A 20,036-nucleotide genomic window follows, 5' to 3' on the forward strand; every position below is an offset into this window, starting at 1 on the left:
GTCAATTCGGCTAGCGCCTTGGGTGCAATCCGTGCACGCAAGGTAATCCCATTAATAGTTCTTCCGCAATTTTCTAAATCTCACTCAAAATTTAGCATTATATTACAAATCTGTCCTAGAAATTTTACCTATTTTGGATAAAAAAAATGCCAGAATTACCAGAAGTAGAAGGTTATAAAAAGTATATAGACAATACTGTTCTAAATCAGAAAATAAAGCAATTTGACTGTCGAGACAATCGATTGCTAAAAGCTTCGACTGAAGATTTTGAAAAGTATCTAATTAACGAAGAACTTACAGAAACGGTCCGAATCGGGAAATATCTATTTGTCAAAAAAACGGGCAAAAAGATTTTGGTGATTCACTTCGGAATGACTGGTCGACCCAATTACTACAAAGACGAAGATGAGCGTCCAAAATATGGACATATCGTGCTTACTTTCCAAAATGGTTTTCATTTCGCCTACGAGAACAAACGTAAATTTGGTTGGTGGGATTTGATCGATTCTATCGAGGATTATAAGGAAGATCGTAAACTCAGCGACGATGCAAGAGACTTGAGATTAAAAGACTTTAAAAGCTCATTAGAAAGTAGAAAAACTTTTATCAAAGCCGTATTGATGGACCAAAGTGTGGCGGCTGGTGTAGGCAACTGGATGGCCGATGATATTTTGTACCAAGCCAAAATTCATCCTAAGACAAAAGCGCAGGATTTATCCGAAAAGGACATTGAAGATATCTTTAAGGCAATGAAAAATGTAATTGAAGTAGCTATCAAAAATGACGCTCATTATGATGATTTTCCTGATTACTTTTTAATTCATAACCGGAAAGAAGGCGCGACTTGCTTTCATACTGGAGGAATAATTGAAAAAATAAAAGTAGGCGGACGCTCCACTTATTTTTCACCAGAATGGCAGAAAATGAAGGAATAGAACGGAATTGCTTTTGTAAAGGTGATGGTGTTTTCTTCTACAGGCGATAACGCGGATTTACAATCCGTGCCCGCAAAGTTATTATGGTAATTGCTGTGTTTAATTGTAGGTCATTAGATCACTTCCCATAAAGTGACAAAAACTATATACTACGATTCTTCATATATTTATAAAATTATCAAACCATTGATTATGACAACTATAACCGTAAATAAACGTACTAAGGCAGGTAAAATATTGCTGGAATTGGAAAAGTTGCTATTTGTTAATAATAAAGATATAGAGACAAGGAAAGTCCATATAATCGAGAGTTTGTAGAGACAATCTTGGAGGCTGAGCGAAAAGGAAGTTATAAAACTATTGATCCAAACGACGTATGGGGAAGTTTTGGTTTGAAAAAGAAGAGTTCGCAGACAAGCATTTGAAACGCATTAGAAAGCTGCAAATAAAGTAATATTAAAAAAATCGCCAAGAACCGTTAACCGAAACACCTTTTGAAGGTATCTGAAAACCTGAGCCATTAAAATAGAAGTTTAATGGATTTTGGTCAAGAGAAATAAATAAAAAAGATAGACTTGTTTATAAAGTCAATCAAGATTTAGTAACTGTTTTTGTTATTGCCGAGATGGGCCATTATTCAGATAAATAACAAAATTAAAAATTCCCAATACTGAAATTCAGTATTTGGAATTTTTATATAATAATAGAATTTCCTTATTCATCCAAATCAAAAAAAACCTCATTATTTTAAACGATCTTGAAATTTTCTTTTGATTGCAGCTTTCAAATTAATTTTATAGCTTCGGAAATGGCGAAATCGCGGAAAATTCATCTTTATTATTAAAAATTTTAAAAAGCAAAGTGGTAGCTTTTATGCATTTAGCGAAAGCGAAAAAAGGAACTCCCTCAATCATCCGATTAAGAGAATTCCTTTTCATCTATAGTTTTCAATAAACTTTATAACGTCAAAAGTGGCGAAATCGCAATAAATCATCTTGCTAACCAAGTTGTTTCAATAGTGATGTGGTAACTTTTATATATTTAGCGAAAGCGAAAAAAACCTTATTCTGAAAATAATTAATCGTCTTCACGTTCCACAACATCATCATTTTGTGCAAATGAATCGGGCTCCGATTTCGGTGGAGTAGACAATACTTTATAGAAAAAATATCCTGTGCAACCAATCACAATTCCTTGCGTGACAACCATCAATATAAGTGCTTCTGTGTTCATAATATTAAATTTTATAGGGTTGCGCGACCTTCTCTTCTTCTCTTTAAAAATGCGAAATACACGAGCAAACTGATTCCAATAAATAATGATAATAACATTATTCGGGCGAAATTAAGATACATGATTTTGTCTTCTAAACCTGCTCGAACTGCGATATCTGTTGCTGCAGCAATCTGATCTTTAAGACCAGCGTGCGTGACAGTTTTGATAATTGAGCCATTGTCCAATGTCCATCCATTACCTGAAAATAAGCTTGAGATATTTTCTGACCATTCGTTGTTTTGAGGTTTAAATAATGACCCCAAGAAAATTATAATCAGCATAACGGGCGTTACAAATTTGATAATAAATTTATAGACATTAGGTATTTTGATATCCGCTCCTCTGGTAATTTCTGCCCAACCTTTCTTCATTCCGAAAACCCACGAGAATAAAATGGTTTCGAACATCGCAAAAACTACTAAACTTACGGTTCCCGCCCAATAATCATATTCATCAAAAACTCCTTGATTATAAAAAATTACGGTTGGAAGTCCCATAACGAGGATCAGTAATCCAAAAGACCACGCACCTTTATTCTGACTCCAGTTAAATTCGTCGCGCATAAAGCCCATCCACGGTGTTCCCATTGCCAATGATGAGGTGATTCCCGCAAAAAATAATAATCCAAACCAAAATAGACCTCCTAAGGCTGCCAAAACTGGTCCCCATTGTTGGAATAAATATGGCATGGTCTGGAATGCCATTCCGAAACCTGCATTTTCTAATACCCAATCAAGTCCTAAGTATCCTGCTGCAATTGGAATAACGATGGTACTTCCTAAAACAACTTCTACAAATTCATTCATAAAGCCTGCTGTAGTAGCATTCAAAGCGATATCGTCTTTTGCATCGATATAAGCGGCATAACAGTGAATAGTTCCCATTCCCACAGAAAGTGTGAAGAAAATTTGTCCGGCAGCGGCCATCCAAACCTTAAGGTCTAGAAGCGAATCATACTGCGGTGTCCATAAAAAGTTTAGACCATCCCAAGCATTTGCATCTGGAAATAAATCTGATGCGCCACTGGTACCAAGCGTTAGCCCGCGAACGGCAAGGATTACTCCAAATAATATCAATAATGGCATTCCGATTTTTGCAACCTTTTCTATTCCTTTTAATCCTTTTGAAAGGATATAAGTATTAAGAATAAGACATAAAATATAAAAAAGCACCGCTTCGTAGGGAATCCCAGTGGTTGATTCTGAGACGGTAACATAAGAATTAAAAAACTGCGCAACTGCACCTTGGCTCATTCCTTCAAAAGTTCCTGCGAGCGAGTGGTACACGTAGGATATTGTCCAAGACTCAATATAACAGTAGTATGCTGCAACAGCGACATTTGTAAAAATTCCGAATACACCTATATATTTAAGGACTCTTCCTTTTACCATTGAGTCAAATATATACGGAGTGGAGTGGTTTCCAAATTTTCCGCCAAAGCGACCTGATGCCCACTCAATATATAACAAGGGAATTCCCATTAATAAAAAGCAGACTAGATAAGGGATTATAAATGCACCGCCTCCATTTTGTACCGCTTGAACAGGAAAACGTAAAAAATTTCCAAGTCCTACTGCATTTCCTGCCATTGCGAGGATTAATCCCGTCCTGGTTCCCCAAGATTCTGATTTTACTGCCATATAGTTATCTAAATGATTTGTTAAGGATTGCTAAGATAAAAAAACTAACGGAAAATGATATAAATCTTTAAAAAGGTTTTATTTTCTAAATCCCAACAAATACAATGTTTATATCTCTAAGTTTAATATTTTTTTCAGAATCAGAGCGGTTTTTTTAAATTTTTACGATATTTGTTGCTATGCAACAGTCTTGGAATTTATTGTTACCATATTTAAAATACCTTCATAAAAGAAGTCCGGAATAAATTGGCGACCTTTATAGATCTGTGTCTGCCATCACTGCAGCGCACATTTTGGACGTAGATTATTTTATAATTATAATTTTCACACGATGCCTATATACCACAAATTGGGAAAGTTCCCACAAAAAAGACACACACAGTTTGAAAAACCAGAAGGTGGACTCTATTATGAGCAGCTTTTTGGGACTGAAGGTTTTTCTGGAAATTCAGCGCTACTTTATCATACGCACAGACCAACGCAAGTAAAGGAAATAAGAGATTCGTACTCGATAGCGCCAAAAATTGCAATCGGAAAAAATATTAAATCCCTTCTTCTCAAAGGTTTTGATGTAAAACCACAAGATGATTTTCTCGACAGCCGCACTCCAATGCTTGTCAACAACGATTGTACAATTGGTCTTGCGGCACCACGTAAATCACTCCGCGAATATTTTTATAAGAATGCCGATGCCGATGAGATGTTGTTTATTCATAAAGGCTCGGGAACATTGCGTACGATGATGGGAAATATTCCATTTAAATATGGAGATTACCTAATTATCCCTCGCGGAATTATCTACCAAATCGATTTTGATACCGAAGAGAATCGGCTTTTATATGTCGAATCTTTCGCACCAATTTACACGCCACGTCGTTACAAAAATGAGTCGGGACAGCATTTAGAACATTCGCCATTTTGCGAACGCGATTTTATTTTGCCGTCAAACTTGGAAACGCATGACGAAAAAGGCGATTTCCTGATCAAAATTCGTAAAGAAAATATGATGCATGAGTTGGTTTACGCCACGCATCCCTTTGATGTTGTTGGATGGGACGGGTACAATTTCCCGTACGGTTTCAGCATCCATAATTTTGAACCAATTACAGGTCGCGTTCACTTACCGCCGCCAATTCATCAGACATTTGAGACGAGCACTTTTGTAATTTGTTCATTCGTACCGCGCCTTTACGACTATCATCCAAAGTCAATTCCTGCACCTTACAATCATAGTAATATTGATAGTGAAGAGATTTTATACTACGTAGATGGCGATTTTATGTCACGTAATAATATCGAGCAAGGTCATATTACAGTGCATCCAAAAGGCATCGTACATGGGCCTGCGCCGGGAGCAATGGAACGCAGTATTGGGCATACCGAAACTCAGGAATTAGCAGTTATGATTGACACTTTTAAGTCTTTACAAGTAACAGAGGCAGCAATGGCAATTGACGACGGTAAATATTACAAATCTTGGGTCGAATAGCTTTTTTTTGGAGCTTTATCCTGCTGTCCACTATATCTTTTTCTTTTTTCTAAAAGAAAAAAAAGAAAAAGGATGCCGCTCCCATCAGGGCTAGGGGCATATGATTAAATTAGAAATTATTAAATTACAACCACAAAATTTCGTGGTGCAAATATTACAATTATGAGCAAAGAAGTAAAATCAGTAGAATACGGATTAGAGAAGATTTTTGAAGGAGCACAAGATTTTCTTCCTCTTTTAGGAACAGATTACGTAGAGTTTTACGTAGGGAATGCAAAGCAAGCAGCACATTATTACAAAACAACTTTTGGCTATCAATCGCTTGCTTATGCAGGACTAGAAACTGGAGTTCGTGATCGTGCATCTTATGTGCTTAAGCAAGATAAAATCAGACTTGTTTTCACCACGCCACTTACTGCAGACTCTCCAATTAATGACCATTTGCGTAAGCATGGAGATGGCGTGAAAGTAGCAGCTCTGTGGGTAGAAGATGCCACTTCTGCCTACGAAGAAACGATGAAGAGAGGGGCGCGTTCTTTTATGGAGCCTACAACTGAATCTGATGAATTTGGACAAGTAGTTCGTTCAGGAATCTATACATATGGCGAAACAGTTCACATATTTGTAGAGAGAAAAAATTACAACGGAGTTTTCTTACCAGGATATAAAGAGTGGAAATCAGATTACAATCCAGCTCCTGTTGGTCTAAAATATATAGATCACATGGTTGGAAATGTGGGTTGGAACGAAATGAATGTTTGGGTTAAGTGGTACGAGGAAGTAATGGGATTTGTAAATTTCCTATCTTTTGATGACAAACAAATTACTACAGAATATTCTGCTCTTATGAGTAAGGTGATGTCAAACGGTAATGGTCGAATCAAATTTCCAATTAACGAGCCTGCCGAAGGAAAGAAAAAATCACAAATTGAAGAATATCTAGACTTTTACGGTGGACCTGGAATTCAGCATATCGCAATTGCAACAGATGATATCATTACAACGGTAGCGGAGCTTCGCGCTCGTGGAATTGAATTTCTGTCTGCGCCACCACATGCCTACTACGAAGCAATTCCGGCACGATTAGGTGCTCACATGGATATGATGAAAGAGGATCTTACTAAAATCGAAGAACTTGCCATAATGGTAGATGCTGATGAGGAAGGATATTTATTACAAATCTTTACAAAGCCACAACAAGACAGACCGACCTTGTTTTTTGAGATAATTCAGAGAATGGGAGCAAAAGGTTTTGGTGCAGGCAACTTTAAAGCATTGTTTGAATCAATTGAAAGAGAGCAAGAACTTAGAGGAACTTTATAATAAATCTTAAAGTTAAACTTATTATTACGAATTATCGAGCTTTAGACGAGTATCATTGCAAATTATTTGTTAAACTCGTTTTTTAGGTTTGAATCTTCTAAAAACTATGTACCTTTGCACTCGCAAAATGGAGGAGTGGTTACTTCTGTTTTGAAATAAATTTTCATAATTTATAGTTTTTGGTTGGTTAATAGCATAAAAACTCAGTCAGTATTGGCTGAGTTTTTTTGTTTTATTAAATTTGGAACAAGATTTGCGTATCTTGTTTTCAAATTAAGAATCAACTTATGAAAAAATATATATTTTTACTTCTATTTGTCGTAATGACAAGTTTTAATGCTCGCAATCAAAGTAGTTTTGGTGCAGGCGAATTTGTAAAACTACGAATCCATTATGGCGTTCTCAACGCCGGTTACGCAACGCTCGAAGTTAAAGATGCTGTTGTCAATAATAAAAAGGTTTTTCATGCCGTTGGTAAAGGATATACAACGGGAATGTCTCGCTTCTTCTTTAAGGTGGATGATACTTACGAAAGTTATTTTGACAAAGAAACAGGATTGCCTTACAGATTTATACGAAAAATTGACGAAGGTGGATATACCAAAAACATGGAGGGATTCTTTGACCAATCTGCAGACAAAGTTTTAGTGAAGGACTATAAATCAGGTTCAAGTAAATCTTTTAATGTTGTAAATAATACACAAGATGTAATGTCGATGTTTTATTACTTAAGAAATCATCCAAATATTGATAATCTTAAAGTTGGAGAATCTGTTGCAGTAAATATGTTTTTTGATGAGGAAGTCTCACAATTTAAACTCAAATTTGTAGGCAAAGAAAATGTAGATACCAAATATGGTCGAATTCCTTCGATGATTTTCAAACCGCTTGTTCAATCAGGACGTGTTTTTAAAGAGCAGGAATCCGTTACAGTTTGGATATCAGCCGATCAGAATAAAATTCCAGTTCGTATAAAAGCTGATCTAAAGGTAGGATCGCTCAAAGCTGACTTGGATGGACTTCGTGGACTAAAATATCCACTGGGTGTAATTAAAAAATAAATTAAAAGTATTTATGAGTTATTCAGACAACACAGAGAATTTAATTGATAGACTTGACGAGAAATTTAAAAAAATTAATCAAAAAACAGATACGCATTTAGAAGGACTTATTTGGGCCAAGCCTATCACGTATTGGGATTATATTAATACTGATGCATTGCTTAATTTGCAAATCCAACGCACAACTCTTCCTGACGAAATGGTCTTTATCATGTACCATCAAGTAAATGAATTGTTATTCAAAATGATTCTCTGGGAAATAGATCAAATCTCGGAAAGTCAAACGATCACTACCAAATTCTTTACAGAGAGGTTAATGCGAATCTCTCGTTACTTTGATATGCTTACGACTTCCTTTGATATTATGGGTGATGGAATGGAAGTAGAACAATATATGAAATTTAGAAATACTCTTACTCCAGCGAGTGGTTTTCAAAGTGCGCAATACCGAGTAATTGAATTTGCATCTACCGATTTAATCAATCTTATCGACTACAGATTTAGAGCTACCATAGATAGAAACACTCCCTATTCACACGCTTTAGATCACCTATACTGGCAAGCAGCAGGGAAAGATCATGCTACTGGACACAAATCATATTTGCTAAATGCTTTTGAAGGAAAGTATAAAGAGTCGTTTTTGAGAGACATGGAAAAATATAATACAACAAATATCTGGCAGAAATTTAAACAATTGCCAGAAGAGGAAAGAAAAAATCCAGAACTGATCCAAGCGATGCGTCATTATGACCATACGGTAAATATCACGTGGGTTATGGGGCATTTGAATGCTGCACGCAAATATATCGATAGTGGGCAAGGTACAGGAGAGGCTACTGGCGGAAGTGATTGGAAAAAATACATGCATCCAAAATATCAAAGACGTATATTCTTCCCAGAATTATGGAGCGAACAAGAGCTTAAAGAATGGGGCGAAGAGAAATAGAGTAATTGAAAACACAGACGATTTGAAAAGGATATCCCTACTGTTTCTGTTACTCACTCTGATTGGCTGCGGCGAGAAAAAATCAAATGAGAAAACAGAACCAACTCTTACAAAAATAGTAATACCCGAAAGACTTGCATTCGGTTTTAATCTAAATGATTTTAATGTTGTTGATGACACAATTCGCAAAGGCGATACTTTTGGTGCGATCTTAGGAAAGCAGAATTTAGGAGATTTCCTTCCATTTGAAGTTGTTGAGAAAGTGCGTGATTCTTTTGATGTGCGACTGATGCGCGTTGGTAAACCATACACAATCTTGCAGTCAAAAGATGCTAAGAAGCAGATGGAAGTATTTATCTATCAGCCGGATCGACTCAACTACTACGTTTTGGACTTACGCGACTCAATTACAGTCAAGAAAATTACCAGACCTGTTACCATAAAGAGAAGAACCATTGCTGGAAAGCTTGATGGTTCCTTGTCAGAAGCACTAGCAGATGCAAGAGTAGAAGCAAGTTTAGCGGCACGAATTTCCAAAATTTACCAGTGGTCAATTGATTTTTTTAAACTACAAAAAGGAGATAAGTTTGCTATTACATTTACCGAAAGATTTATCAATGACAGTATTTACGACGGCGTAGATAGTCTCGAAGCATCATTTTTTGAATATAAAGGTCAGAAAATCTATGCTTTTCCGTATTCTCAAGATCCCGGTACAGATAAAATTGACTATTATGATGCTGAAGGGAAACCGTTGAAAAACTTCTTCTTAAAAGCGCCGTTAAAATTTAGTAGAATTTCATCACGATTTTCGCCTCGACGTTTTCATCCGGTACAATCCGTGTGGAAGGCGCATAAAGGAACAGATTATGCGGCGCCTACAGGAACGCCAATTATGTCTACTGCGGCAGGTGTAGTGGAACTAGCAGGATATACCGCTGGAAATGGAAACTTCGTAAAAGTGAAGCACAACGGTACGTACTCAACTCAATATTTACATATGTCCAAAATTCTTGTTCGAAAAGGACAACGTGTTACCCAAGGTCAGATTATCGGCAAGGTGGGAAGTACAGGCTTAGCCACCGGACCACATGTATGTTACAGATTTTGGAAAAATGGCGTGCAAGTTGATGCCCTCAAAATGCGATTGCCTAGTGCTATGCCGATGGAGAGTAAATATAAAGAGAGATACCTAGCACAAATTAAACCGCTCAAGCAAGAGCTTGATAGTGTTGCAAATCTTCACTAGAATAATTTCATTAGAATTATAGTATGGCATTATTAGCTCAAAACCCAACCGAAACTGCTTCTTGGAAAGCCTTACAAAATCACTTTGAAGAGATTAAATTGCAAAAAATGCAAAATCTCTTTGCCGACGACGAGCATCGTGCCGAGAAGTTTCAGATTGAGTGGCAAGATTTTTTTGTCGACTTTTCTAAAAACAGAATTACTGGTAAAACGGTTAAGCTTCTCGTTGATTTCGCAAATGAGATGAATCTTGCAGGTGGAATTAAGAAATATTTTGATGGTGACCTAATCAATCAGACCGAAAACAGGTCAGTATTGCATACAGCGTTGCGAGCACCGCGAGGAAAGAGTGTACTTTTTGAAGGGTTGGACATAGTCCCTGGTATACAAGAAGTAAAATATAGAATAAAACAATTTGCTTCGGATTTAATTTCTGGAAATATAAAAGGGTACTCTGGTTTAGAATTTACCGATATAGTTAATATTGGAATTGGTGGGTCAGATTTAGGGCCGCAGATGGCTGTTGATGCTTTGCATTTTTATAAAAATCATTTGCAGATGCACTTTGTTTCTAATATTGATGGAGACCATATCCACGAATTGCTATCCAAACTAAATCCCGCAACTACTTTATTTATTGTAGTTTCTAAAACCTTTGGCACACAAGAAACTTTGACAAATGCGACCACTGCAAAAGATTGGTTTCTAGAAAGCACTTCAGTAGAAGCACTACCAAAACATTTTGTGGCAGTATCTACCAATGAAGAGGCCGCAATGCAATTTGGCGTTAGTCAAACAAATATTTTTCCAATGGACAATTGGGTAGGGGGACGATTCTCACTTTGGAGCGCCGTTGGTCTTTCGATTGCAATTGCAGTTGGTCCAGATAATTTTGAAGAATTTCTAGAAGGTGCTTGTGAAATGGACATACATTTTGCGACCACAGATTTTAATCAAAACATACCAGTGATTCTAAGTTTATTGAGCATTTGGTACAATAACTTTTATGGCGCAGAGACCGAATCAATAATTCCATATTCTCAATATTTAGATAAATTCATTCCCTATTTGCAACAAGGCATTATGGAAAGTAATGGAAAAAGTATTGATCGCAACGGGAAATCAGTAGAGTATCAAACAGGAACAATTATCTGGGGTGGAACAGGAAGCAATGCGCAACATGCTTTCTTTCAGCTGATACATCAGGGTACAAAATTAATTCCCGTCGATTTCATTGGCTATAGTCAACCTCTTCATGGCAATGTTGAACACCATAATATATTGATGGCAAATTTCTTTGCGCAGTCTGAAGCGTTGTTAAATGGTAGAAATCTTGATGATTTAAAATCGAGCTCAGAAAATTGGTTTGCAACACCTTATAAGTATTTTGAAGGGAATAAACCTACAAACACAATTTTAATTAAAAAATTAACACCGAAATCTTTGGGTGCTCTAATTGCTATTTATGAACATAAAATATTTGTTCAAGGATATTTATGGAATATTTTCAGCTTTGATCAGTGGGGAGTTGAGTTGGGTAAAGAGTTGGCAGGCAACATATTATCAGATCTTGAAACTCGAGATTTTGATAATCATGATAGTTCCACTTCTTCCTTACTAAAAAAGTTTAATAGTGACCGTATGTCGTGATTAATAACAACTTAGTCGAAAAAAGTAATTTTTATACTTTTTATTAATGTTATCATAATGCGAGATAGAATAAAAAGTTGGACTTTTGCAAAATATTTCAAAAAACAAAACTTATTATTATGAAAAATTGGATCTTTTCGGGCTTGCTTCTGATGATGGTTTCGGTGATGTTTTCACAACAAACGGTCACAGGAATTGTTATAGACAATGACACAAGAATGGGATTGCCAGGGGTTAATGTTGTAGTTCTAAATTCGACAGAAAATGCAACAACTGATGATAATGGAAAATTTCAGATTACTACAGTTCAGACTGCAGGAAGTGTTGAAATTTCGTATATCGGATTTGAAACTAAAGTTCTTACTTTTAAAGTAGCAAATGGAGGAACAGCTAATTTAGGTCAAATTGTAATAGGGACTGACTCTGCTCAATTAGACGAAATTATTGTGGTTGGAAAAGGAGTAATTGACTTGGCAGACTCTAGAAGAACGCCAATCGCAGTTTCGACAATTAGAGCTGCAGAAATCAAACAAAAAACTGGAAGTGCTGACGTTACTCAGGCAATGGTAAATACACCATCTGTTTACGTAGCTGGACAATCTGGAGGTTTTGGAGATTCTAGAATCACAGTACGTGGTTTTGGTCAAGATAATACCGCTTTCTTACTGAATGGTCAGCCGATCAATGGTATGGAAGATGGATTAGTTTATTGGTCTAACTGGTCTGGAATGTCAGATATCGCAAATGGTATTCAAATTCAAAGAGGTTTAGGGTCTTCTAAACTTGCAATTTCTTCTGTAGGTGGAACTGTAAACTTTGTTACAAAAACTACCGACAAAAGAGAAGGTGGATTCGTTTCTGCTGGAGTTGCAAATGATAATTACTTGAAAACTACTGCTGCTTATAGCACAGGAGAAGGTAAAAATGGATTTGGTGCAAGCGTTTTGCTTACAAGATGGCAAGGTGATGGTTACAATGATGGAACTTTTGGAGAAGGATATAACTATTTTATCTCTTTGGGTTATAAATTAAATGAATCGCATAACTTCAACTTCCTGATTACTGGAGCGCCACAAGAGCATGATCAAAACTTTTCAAAAACTATTTCTAGTTATCTAGAACATGGTAGAAGATTTAACAACAACTGGGGAACTCTTAACGGACAATACCTTTCTGAGCGTACAAACTTTTACCACAAACCAGTTGCCAATTTAAACTGGGATTGGAATATTAACGATAATACATCTCTGTCTACAGTACTATACGGTTCTTGGGGACGCGGTGGAGGAACTGGTAGCTACGGAAAAAGTGCAGCTAAAAAATATACGGCTGACGATCAGATAAATTTTGATGCTATTTATGCAAACAACGAAGCATTGCCAAATGGTGATGGAACTTTCGGAAACAATGCTTACGCAATCAGATCTTCTATGAATAATCACGATTGGTATGGTCTTGTTACAAATCTTGAAAAACAACTTTCAGAAAATCTTACTTTGAATTTTGGAGCTGATTTAAGAACTTATAAAGGATCTCATTACCGTCAAATCAATAACTTTTTAGGTCTTAATAGTTGGACTGAAAGTAGAAGATTATTCAATGCTAATAGTGAAGTTATACCTGTAGATGTTTTTAACACTGTAACGGAATCTCAACCAATTAATCACTTTAAAGGTTTATTCAATAGTATTGATAAAGATCAAAGAATTGATTATGACTACAGCGAAACTATTTCTTACGGAGGTGTTTTTGGACAAGTAGAATATGCTACAGAAAAATTCTCTGTTTTTGCTCAAGGAGCAGCATCTACTCAATCTCACCAACGTTTTGACTACTACGATTATATTGCAGAAGCAGAAGCAGCTGAAAAAGTAAATAATTTTGGTTTCAACGCAAAAGCAGGTGGTAGCTACAATATCGCTGATCATTCTCAACTTTATGTAAATGCTGGATACTATTCTCGTCAGCCTTACCACGATAATATATATTTGAACTATACAAATCAAGTAAATCCGTTAACAGAAAATGAAAAAATTCTTGGTTTTGAAGCTGGTTACAAATTCAAATCAAAATTCTTTACTGCTAATGTAAACGCGTACAGAACTTCTTGGAAAGATAGAGTTGTTTCTTCAAGTGCGACACTTACAAAAGATGAGGTTTTTGGAGACATCACAATTGCTGCTGGAGAACAAGTATACACTACTAACGAAGGTGTTGAGCAATTACACTCAGGTGTTGAGCTAGATTTCGTTGCTAAGCCGTTTTCTTTTGTTGAAGTTAGAGCATTTGGATCTGTTGGAAATTGGGAATATGTTGGTGACGCCGTTAAAACAAAAAGAGATGAGGACAGAAGAGTTCTTGAATCTAAGGCTACTGATGTAGATGGTGGAAAAGTTGGTGATGCTGCACAAATTACTGCGGGAGTTGGAGCTAAATTTAAAATTGTTGAAAGACTTTCTCTTGATGCAGATTACAGATTCTACGACAAACTGTATTCTAATGCAGGTGCTGTAAAAGAAAACTTATTATTACCTAAATACGATCTTGTAGATGCTGGTATCTCTTACAGAATGCTTGTTGGAAAAGATAAAGATGATTCAGTAGATTTCAGATTGAACGTAAACAACGTTTTCTATAAAGTATACCTTTCTGAGTTGAGATCAAACATTAAAACTACAGATCGTGTTAACCCAAAAAGTGAGACTGATTTCAGTACTTACGAATCTGCAGGAAAAATTTACAATGGATTAGCGGATGGAAATCAAGGGTACTTCGGATTGGGAAGAACTTGGAGTTTCACAATTAGCTATAACTTCTAAGAATTCAATTTCTTGATATAAATCAAAGTCCCGAAGCGATTCGGGACTTTTTTTGTAATCTTTTTTTTAACTATATTTGGTCACCATAAAAAACACATAAAAATGTACAATACTATTTTATCCCTACACTCAGGATTTGCTTACATAGCACTTCTAATAATCCTCGTTGCAGTTATCAATGCTCTAATAGGTTTTTCTTCAAAAAATCCTTTTACCGCAAAGGACAGACGAATCTCTTTATTTGGACTAATCGCTGCTCATATTCAATTGTTAATTGGAATGATTTTATGGTTTGTATCTCCAAATGGACTTGATAAAATTAAAGCTGTAGGAATGGGCGGAATGGATTCTTTTAGCCGACTTCTTGCTGTAGAACATCCATTTATCAACATTATTGCCATTGTTCTGATCACTATCGGTTGGTCAAGACACAAAAAACTTCAAGATCAGGCACAGTTCAAATCCATCGCTATCTTTTATGGTCTTGGATTAGTTTTACTATTAAGCAGACTTCCTTGGGCTACTTGGTTTGCATAGAGACAATTTAAAGTTCAGTAAGTCGTTTAAGACTTAATATTCAAAATTTTGCTATGCCAAAATCAGGAAAACAGTTAGTAACACTTACTATATTATTATGTTGTATAGGTTTAAAAAGTCAAGCACAAACGAAAACCGCGCAAGCTAAATCGGTCACTGAAGGAAAGGAAATAGTTGTTCTTATTAAAGTTGCTACAACAAAGAAGGCAGTGCTTACAAGAAGCATAGGTTCTGCAAAAACAGTAGCGGAGCCTAACGTTGTAGATGCTAAGAAAGTAGTAGAGCTTCAGAAAGCAGCATTAAAAGAGGGACTTTCAAATATGTCTGCCGTAGCTGAATCCCCCCTTTTGCCAGCCGTAATTGTTGTTGATTCTGTAGCAATTTTAAAAAACTTAAAGGTTAAACCCTATAAAGTAAATTCGCACGCTTCTTATTATCACGACAAATTAAATGGTAGAAGAACGGCAAGCGGAAAACCTTTCGATAATAAAAAATTTACTGCAGCTCATAGAACATTTCCCTTCGGAACACAATTAAAGCTTACAAATACCATCAACAATAAATCTGTTTTAGTAGTTGTAAATGATAGAGGGCCGTTTACAAAGAGTCGCGAAATTGATATTACAAAAGCTGCCTTTATGCAGATTGCTACCAATAAAAATAGTGGATCCGTAAATATTACCATAGAAGTTGTACAATAAAACCAAGATGATAAAAAAGATTTTCGCTCTAGTACTTATTGCTCTCATGTCACTGCTCGTTGCCTCATGTGGTGCCAAGAAATCTTCTGGCGCTGGAAAGATTTATAAAAGCAGTGCAAAAGTTTCCTACTATCATAATAAATTCAATGGACGTAAGACTGCAAGTGGTGAGAAGTTTAGCAATAGCAAACTCACTGCAGCGCATAGAAAATTAGATTTTGGGACGAAGGTTCGTCTGACCAATAAGATTAATGGAAAGTCGGTTATCGTGGTTATTAATGATCGGGGTCCTTGGATACGTGGCCGAGAGCTAGATATTTCTAAAAAAGCATTTATGGAAATAACGGATAATAAAGACAAAGGTATTTTGGTTGTAATGATCGAAATTTTATAGAAAAGCGACCCTTAGTGGTCGCTTTTCTGATTTTGAAGAATAGTATCTTATTAAAATCGATAAAATTTACAATTACCTGAAATTTCAATAGAAGAAAAGATTTTGTTTTACCCTGAATCACGCGGCAGGGACAGGAGCGGCATCCTTTGCTGCAATACAGTACATTCTTTAATAACGCGAATCACCTGATTGTCTTGACCATACAATCGCCTTAGCAGCAAAGATACAGTGGATGGCCCGGTGCTTTGCAGCCGCCCAAAAAACAAATAAAATTCGAAGACAGGCGTAATCTCTCAACTTCAAATTGTAGGCTGGTAGAAATGTAGTCGTATTAATAAAAATCTGTGCTACAAACTGCGGTTCTCTTTTAAATCTCGCCTTAATTTATGTAACTTTGATTTAGACAATAAAATTTCCTTAAATCGAATCTCTACTAGGAAGACAAGCGGAAGCAAATCTAATAGAATTTCTTTTTCTAGTTGTATTTTAGTGTTTAAGCATCTATTTAGTTCAAAAAATTATAGCGCGAAATTCTGAGCCGGTATTGGGTATATTTAATACTTTTTTCGGATGGAGGTATGGCGGATAAAAAGTTTGTAGTGTATGTTTTCTTATAATCGCACAAATTTTTTACCCAATTTAGGTCAGTTAATATAAAAATCAATTATGAAAAATTTTATTCTAGCATCAACAGCTATTTTATTACTCACACTTGGCTTAGCCATTTTTTTAGGACCAAGTTGGTACGTGCTTTTTGCAATTGTTTTGGTACTTACAATCATTGGATACTATGATCTTTTTCAGACAAAGCACACCATTATGCGAAACTATCCAATTTTTGGTCGCTTGCGGTTTGTGTTAGAAGAACTACGTCCAAAGATGTATCAGTATTTTATCGAGTCAGATATTGACGGTCGGCCTTTTAATCGTGTCGATCGCTCGACTGTTTATCAAAGAGCAAAAGGGGTTCGCGATACGATTCCTTTTGGAACGCAACTAGACCTTTATGCCGAAGGTTATGAATGGCTTTGTCATACAATGTCGCCCAAACCCTTTGATACCATTGATCACGATCCACGAATTATGATTGGAAATAAGGATTGCCAGCAACCATATTCAGCTAGTATTCTCAATATTTCGGCAATGAGTTTTGGAGCATTGAGTGAGAATGCGGTGCGAGCATTGAGTGCAGGAGCAAAGATTGGAAATTTTGCGCATAATACAGGCGAAGGTGGATTGAGTCATCATCACTTAGAAGAAGGGGGCGATCTAATTTGGCAGATTGGTACTGCTTATTTCGGGTGTAGAGATGAAGATGGCCGATTTGATCCTATACTTTTTGCCGAAAAATCGAAACATCCTAATGTAAAAATGATCGAACTCAAAATTTCTCAAGGTGCCAAACCAGGTCACGGAGGTATACTTCCAGCTGAAAAAAATACGGAGGAGATTGCAAAAATTCGACATATAAAGCCCTTTACAAAAGTTTCATCGCCACCGTATCATACAGCTTTTGATTCGCCACTCGGGATGGTCCGTTTTATACAAGAATTGCGATCGCTATCGGGAGGAAAACCGGTTGGATTTAAGCTGTGTATTGGGTATAAGAGCGAATTTATTTCGGTTTGCCATGCAATGATAGAATTGGATATTTATCCAGATTTTATCGCCGTAGATGGTGGTGAGGGCGGAACCGGTGCAGCACCCCCAGAATTTAGTAATTATGTAGGTGCGCCGCTAATTGACAGCTTAGATTTTGTTCATAATATTCTAAATGGTCTCGACATTCGCAAGCATATTAAGATCATTGCTTCGGGCAAGATAACCTCTGCTTTTCACATTGCGCGTGTAATTGCGTTGGGTGCAGATGCATGCTACCAAGCGCGTGGAATGATGATTTCATTAGGTTGTATTCAGGCGTTGATGTGCAATACAAATCAATGTCCGACAGGAATTACCACCCAAGATCCTAAATTGACAAGAGGATTGGTGCCCGAAGATAAAAAAGTGCGAGTAGCAAAGTACCATGCAACGACATTGAAAAATTTTGCCGAGCTTCTCGGTGCTACAGGCGTTACCGAAACGTCAAATTTGAGACGTTCTCACATTTACCGTCGAGTTTCGCTTAATAGTATGATTACTTATGAGGAAATATTCACTTCTATAAAAGTTGGTTCAATGCTCAACAATGAGATTCCGGAGAAGTATCTACAAGATTTTGCTTATGCCGATAAAACCCAATGGGGCCTTCATCCATAGTGATCAATTAAAATTTTTTTAATAATAATGGCGGCTGCTGCTGGAGCGTTCCTACCAGCAGCACTGGGCCATCCACTGTATCTTTGCTGCTAGAAATAGTTGTAATATAAGACATCCTTGTCATTTGCGTTTCTCACCATATTTGCGTTATGCAGCAAAGGATGCCGCTCCTGTCCCTGCCGCAAAAAACTCCTTATTCCACATCAATCCTTGCAAAGATTATTTTTCGGTTGATCGAGAGAGGATACTTTTTACCTTGATATACAGCTGGTACTATATTCTCCAAGTTTTTTAATCCTTGTAGGCGTTTAGTAGAATCAGTAATTTTTATAACCTTTATTTAGAAAGAGTAATTGATGAGATCCTTCCCTTGTCAGGAAGACAAGTTTTCGGATGTTTTTTGTGGGGGTTGTTTGCGAAAAATTCCAAAATTCAAGGAGTAACTTCAATCAAAGCCAAATCAACACCCTGCCCAAACCATTTATACGCAGTTTGAATATATTCGGCGGAAGCCAAATTCTGCTGCAACTACTTTATACTTTAAAAATTCTAGTGAAAATGATTAGTAAATGAGACCCTTCCTTCGTCAGGGTGACAAGTTTGCGGATGTGGTTGACGGACAGCAAATTTGGTAAGAAGTTCGTCTCTGCACAAATTCGTGAAGTATAAATCAATTTTTATTTAATGGCGTCCCACCTCTCCTTCCTCGGTTACTGAGCTTGTTGAAGTACCGGCGGTGGTTTGGGGTAAGATTCACGAATTACTTCAACCAAAGCCAAATCAACACCCTGCCCTAATCACTTATACGCAGTTTGAACATATTCGGCGGAAGCCAAATCCTGCTGCAGCTACTTTATACTGTAAAAATTCTAGTGAAAATGATTAGTAAATGAGACCCTTCCGTCGTCAGGGTGACAAGATTGCCCGGATATTATATACTAAAATTACTTAATAACTACACAATATCATAATTGTCGTCCTAACTCCCCTTCCTTCGGCGCGGGTTGGGGGGAGGAATATTAAAAGTTTGTACAGCTATTTTGAGAAGAGCAAATTGGGTAAAAAGTTCATTCTACAGATATATTCGTAACTAACAAATCAACATTCCTTCAATGCCGTCCTAGATCCCTCTCCTTTGAAGAGAGCGGGGGGGGTGAGTATGAGGGTGAGGATATTTAACAATTTTTTAAGTTCGCTTAGTTTTGTTACAGCCGAACTAACTGTATCTTTGCAGCTGATTAATTTTTAATAATTATATGTTGCAACAGCAAAAAGAAGAACTTATTGAACTCTTTGGTCAGCATTTTGAAAATTTGTACCACCTTTCTCCACTAGGGTCGAGAATTCTGGGCAATCTGATTGTTGATGGTTGTAAAAGCGGAATTACTTTTGAAGAACTTGTAGAGAGAACAGGCACAAGTAAAAGTTCTGTTTCAACTAATCTTAATCTGCTATTAAAATCTGGAAAAATCACCTACTATACTATTACAGGTGATCGTAAAAAATACTATCGTGCTAGTCCATTCAGTGAACGTCTCGCCAATTACGTCAAGATTATCAACTTTGAAAAGGAAATTATCGATAAGATGATTTCGTACCGAACCAAGACCCTTTCGTCGGTTCAAGAACAAAATAGCTTAGACAATACGAAAGCATATAAAGTCCACATGACTAAGGTCGAAGAATTGATTTTAGAGACGATTGATACATTTAAGCAAATAGAAAAAACACAATAATACATCACTTTTATATATACTTC

The 20,036-nt window shown here is 36.6% G+C and carries 16 protein-coding genes and 1 pseudogene; 15 read left to right on the forward strand and 2 right to left on the reverse strand.

What is annotated here, in order from left to right; genetic code table 11:
* The first annotated feature begins 146 nt into the window (after positions 1 to 146).
* The 3 genes and pseudogenes from SBO79_RS03860 to SBO79_RS13950 form a co-directional block, all read left to right on the forward strand.
* Entirely contained in the window at positions 147 to 935 is a 789-nt protein-coding gene (locus SBO79_RS03860; RefSeq protein ID WP_318641929.1) for an Fpg/Nei family DNA glycosylase, read from the forward strand.
* 326 nt (positions 936 to 1,261) lie between these two features.
* Positions 1,262 to 1,360, forward strand: a complete 99-nt coding sequence (locus SBO79_RS13945) for a hypothetical protein (protein ID WP_406600243.1) — start codon at positions 1,262 to 1,264, stop codon at positions 1,358 to 1,360.
* A 119-nt stretch (positions 1,361 to 1,479) separates the two neighbouring features.
* Positions 1,480 to 1,584: pseudogene (locus tag SBO79_RS13950) on the forward strand (Txe/YoeB family addiction module toxin); the annotation flags it as partial.
* A gap of 428 nt (positions 1,585 to 2,012) precedes the next feature.
* Here SBO79_RS13950 and SBO79_RS03865 read toward each other — a convergent pair.
* Both SBO79_RS03865 and SBO79_RS03870 read right to left on the reverse strand, forming a co-directional pair.
* Positions 2,013 to 2,168 (reverse strand): hypothetical protein, encoded by a 156-nt coding sequence (locus SBO79_RS03865; protein WP_318641931.1) that lies wholly within the window; start codon positions 2,166 to 2,168, stop codon positions 2,013 to 2,015.
* An 11-nt stretch (positions 2,169 to 2,179) separates the two neighbouring features.
* On the reverse strand, positions 2,180 to 3,850 hold the full coding sequence (locus tag SBO79_RS03870) for a sodium-dependent transporter (protein ID WP_318641933.1): 1,671 nt from the start codon (positions 3,848 to 3,850) through the stop codon (positions 2,180 to 2,182).
* Positions 3,851 to 4,181: 331 nt separating this feature from the next.
* On the opposite strand from SBO79_RS03870, the gene SBO79_RS03875 reads away from it, so the two are divergent.
* From SBO79_RS03875 to SBO79_RS03930, 12 genes are all read left to right on the forward strand, one after another.
* Entirely contained in the window at positions 4,182 to 5,339 is a 1,158-nt protein-coding gene (locus SBO79_RS03875) for a homogentisate 1,2-dioxygenase (RefSeq protein WP_318641935.1), read from the forward strand.
* A gap of 162 nt (positions 5,340 to 5,501) precedes the next feature.
* Positions 5,502 to 6,662, forward strand: coding sequence for a 4-hydroxyphenylpyruvate dioxygenase (gene hppD / locus SBO79_RS03880; protein WP_318641937.1), 1,161 nt, complete (start codon positions 5,502 to 5,504; stop codon positions 6,660 to 6,662).
* A 287-nt stretch (positions 6,663 to 6,949) separates the two neighbouring features.
* Positions 6,950 to 7,723, forward strand: coding sequence for a DUF3108 domain-containing protein (locus tag SBO79_RS03885; RefSeq protein ID WP_318641939.1), 774 nt, complete (start codon positions 6,950 to 6,952; stop codon positions 7,721 to 7,723).
* Positions 7,724 to 7,736: 13 nt separating this feature from the next.
* Positions 7,737 to 8,669 carry a tryptophan 2,3-dioxygenase family protein gene (locus SBO79_RS03890; protein ID WP_318641941.1) on the forward strand — a complete coding sequence of 311 codons (933 nt, stop codon included), beginning with the start codon at positions 7,737 to 7,739 and terminating at the stop codon, positions 8,667 to 8,669.
* 22 nt (positions 8,670 to 8,691) lie between these two features.
* The gene (locus SBO79_RS03895; protein ID WP_318641943.1) at positions 8,692 to 9,918 is read left to right on the forward strand and encodes a peptidoglycan DD-metalloendopeptidase family protein; all 1,227 of its coding nucleotides are present in this window, start codon (positions 8,692 to 8,694) and stop codon (positions 9,916 to 9,918) included.
* A 23-nt stretch (positions 9,919 to 9,941) separates the two neighbouring features.
* On the forward strand, positions 9,942 to 11,567 hold the full coding sequence (gene pgi, locus SBO79_RS03900; protein ID WP_318641945.1) for a glucose-6-phosphate isomerase: 1,626 nt from the start codon (positions 9,942 to 9,944) through the stop codon (positions 11,565 to 11,567).
* A gap of 119 nt (positions 11,568 to 11,686) precedes the next feature.
* Entirely contained in the window at positions 11,687 to 14,386 is a 2,700-nt protein-coding gene (locus SBO79_RS03905) for a TonB-dependent receptor (RefSeq protein WP_318641947.1), read from the forward strand.
* A 102-nt stretch (positions 14,387 to 14,488) separates the two neighbouring features.
* On the forward strand, positions 14,489 to 14,923 hold the full coding sequence (locus SBO79_RS03910) for a hypothetical protein (RefSeq protein ID WP_318641949.1): 435 nt from the start codon (positions 14,489 to 14,491) through the stop codon (positions 14,921 to 14,923).
* 53 nt (positions 14,924 to 14,976) lie between these two features.
* Complete coding sequence (locus tag SBO79_RS03915) at positions 14,977 to 15,624, forward strand: septal ring lytic transglycosylase RlpA family protein (protein WP_318641951.1); 648 nt, start codon at positions 14,977 to 14,979, stop codon at positions 15,622 to 15,624.
* Between the two features lie 7 nt (positions 15,625 to 15,631).
* Positions 15,632 to 16,018, forward strand: a complete 387-nt coding sequence (locus SBO79_RS03920) for a septal ring lytic transglycosylase RlpA family protein (protein WP_406600244.1) — start codon at positions 15,632 to 15,634, stop codon at positions 16,016 to 16,018.
* A 666-nt stretch (positions 16,019 to 16,684) separates the two neighbouring features.
* On the forward strand, positions 16,685 to 18,277 hold the full coding sequence (locus tag SBO79_RS03925; RefSeq protein ID WP_406600245.1) for an FMN-binding glutamate synthase family protein: 1,593 nt from the start codon (positions 16,685 to 16,687) through the stop codon (positions 18,275 to 18,277).
* 1,256 nt (positions 18,278 to 19,533) lie between these two features.
* On the forward strand, positions 19,534 to 20,013 hold the full coding sequence (locus SBO79_RS03930; RefSeq protein WP_318641953.1) for a GbsR/MarR family transcriptional regulator: 480 nt from the start codon (positions 19,534 to 19,536) through the stop codon (positions 20,011 to 20,013).
* Positions 20,014 to 20,036: the final 23 nt, after the last annotated feature.

The sequence above is a fragment of the Flavobacterium ardleyense genome (assembly GCF_033547075.1).
Taxonomy (GTDB): domain Bacteria; phylum Bacteroidota; class Bacteroidia; order Flavobacteriales; family Flavobacteriaceae; genus Flavobacterium; species Flavobacterium ardleyense_A.